Raw genomic sequence first — 1,392 nt, 5'->3', positions numbered from 1 at the left:
CTCCAGCCGAGACCGGCCACTCGACGTCGGCGGCTTCCGCCTGAATCCCGCTGCGCGGACAGTTAACCATCACGGGATCGAGCTGCAGCTCACAGCGCGCGAATATGAACTGCTGGCCTGGTTCTTGCGGAACCCCAACCGCGTGTTCACCCGCGACGAACTGATCCGGTCCGTCTGGGGTTGGGACTTTGGCGACCTGTCAACGGTGACTGTTCATGTCCGTCGGGTCCGGGAAAAGATCGAGCAGGACCCCACCAGCCCCCGGTTGCTGCAGACCGTCTGGGGAGTCGGCTACCGGTTCACCGCCGTAGACACCGGAACTGATTCAGGCACTACCGAGGACCTGGGAGACAGCCGTGACAGCTGAGCAGCTCCTCGCAATCGTGTCACTGGCGTTGCTCTGGGCGGTCCTGATCGGCGCCGTCGCCTTCGCCCTGTTGCGACTGCTGCGCCGATCGTCGTTGGTGGTCCAGTTCTGCCTCGTCCTGCTGGCCACCATCGGGGTGCTCGTCGCGGGAATGATCAGCGCAGTCAACGCCATGGTCGTCACAGCCATGGACCTGCAGATCATGTGGTACATCATCGCCATCGCCACGCTCGTGGCACTGGGGCTTTCCCTCCTGTTGGGAATGCGCGTGGCACGCAACGCGGTGCGGCTCGCGACGGCGGCGCGCCGCATCGGAGCCGGCGAGACGGTGACAGCCGAGACCGGCCACTCGACGTCGGCGGCTTCCGCCTGAATCCCGCTGCGCGGACAGTTAACCATCACGGGATCGAGCTGCAGCTCACAGCGCGCGAATATGAACTGCTGGCCTGGTTCTTGCGGAACCCCAACCGCGTGTTCACCCGCGACGAACTGATCCGGTCCGTCTGGGGTTGGGACTTTGGCGACCTGTCAACGGTGACTGTTCATGTCCGTCGGGTCCGGGAAAAGATCGAGCAGGACCCCACCAGCCCCCGGTTGCTGCAGACCGTCTGGGGAGTCGGCTACCGGTTCACCGCCGTAGACACCGGAACTGATTCAGGCACTACCGAGGACCTGGGAGACAGCCGTGACAGCTGAGCAGCTCCTCGCAATCGTGTCACTGGCGTTGCTCTGGGCGGTCCTGATCGGCGCCGTCGCCTTCGCCCTGTTGCGACTGCTGCGCCGATCGTCGTTGGTGGTCCAGTTCTGCCTCGTCCTGCTGGCCACCATCGGGGTGCTCGTCGCGGGAATGATCAGCGCAGTCAACGCCATGGTCGTCACAGCCATGGACCTGCAGATCATGTGGTACATCATCGCCATCGCCACGCTCGTGGCACTGGGGCTTTCCCTCCTGTTGGGAATGCGCGTGGCACGCAACGCGGTGCGGCTCGCGACGGCGGCGCGCCGCATCGGAGCCGGCGAGACGG

Annotated in this window: 2 protein-coding genes and 2 pseudogenes; all 4 read left to right on the top strand. The window is 65.0% G+C overall.

Going from position 1 to position 1,392, the window contains the following annotated elements:
* A partial coding sequence (locus Y703_RS19800) for a winged helix-turn-helix domain-containing protein (RefSeq protein ID WP_162148892.1) occupies positions 1 to 367 on the top strand: 367 nt, incomplete at its 5' end.
* The gene (locus Y703_RS23150; RefSeq protein WP_026553000.1) at positions 357 to 740 is read left to right on the top strand and encodes a hypothetical protein; all 384 of its coding nucleotides are present in this window, start codon (positions 357 to 359) and stop codon (positions 738 to 740) included. The genes Y703_RS19800 and Y703_RS23150, both read left to right, overlap by 11 nt.
* A pseudogene (locus Y703_RS23145) lies at positions 722 to 1,063 on the top strand (winged helix-turn-helix domain-containing protein); the annotation flags it as partial. The gene Y703_RS23150 and the pseudogene Y703_RS23145, both read left to right, overlap by 19 nt.
* Positions 1,053 to 1,392: pseudogene (locus Y703_RS22430) on the top strand (sensor histidine kinase); the annotation flags it as partial. The pseudogenes Y703_RS23145 and Y703_RS22430, both read left to right, overlap by 11 nt.

Origin of the sequence: Arthrobacter sp. H20, assembly GCF_000520515.1 — a bacterium.
In the GTDB taxonomy this organism is placed as follows: Bacteria; Actinomycetota; Actinomycetes; order Actinomycetales; family Micrococcaceae; genus Arthrobacter_D.
Note: the sequence above shows the minus strand (reverse complement) of the source record. Positions and strands in the feature narration are given on the sequence as shown.